Source organism: Microbacterium sp. AISO3 (assembly GCF_002204305.1).
Classification (GTDB): domain Bacteria; phylum Actinomycetota; class Actinomycetes; order Actinomycetales; family Microbacteriaceae; genus Microbacterium; species Microbacterium arborescens.
In genome coordinates this window covers 1-384 of record NZ_NHRF01000214.1, presented here as the reverse complement: position 1 = coordinate 384, position 384 = coordinate 1, and the positions used below count along the sequence as shown (strand labels likewise).

1 protein-coding gene is annotated in these 384 nt (G+C 61.5%); it reads left to right on the top strand.

Features of this window, described 5'->3' with window-relative positions; genetic code table 11:
* Nucleotides 1–16 precede the first annotated feature (16 nt).
* Nucleotides 17–384 (top strand): RNase adapter RapZ (locus CBF90_RS17025; protein WP_277921450.1); only part of this gene is annotated, 368 nt, incomplete at its 3' end.

The following is a 384-nucleotide window of genomic DNA, read 5'->3' as shown; positions in this document are numbered from 1 at the left end:
GTTTGACGCCCTAGGGGTGGCCGTCAATGCGCTCGACGAGCGCGGCATCGACCCTGCCATCGTCTTCTTGGAAGCGTCCGATGAGACAATTGTGCGCCGCCAGGAGTCCAGCCGTCGTCCGCTGCCGCTGCAACAAGGTGGTCATCTGTTCGACGCCGTTGCCCTTGAGCGGCGGATGCTGTCCGACCTGCGAGCCGAGGCTGATCTCGTCATCGACACCACGTCGATCACTGCCCGCCAGCTAGCCCAACGCATCGACCATGCCTTTGCTGAGGGGATTGACGAAGGGCTGGCATTCCAGGTGATGTCCTTCGGGTTTAAGCGTGGGGTCCCGATCGACGCTGACCTCGTCTTTGACGTCCGCTTCTTGCCAAACCCTTATTG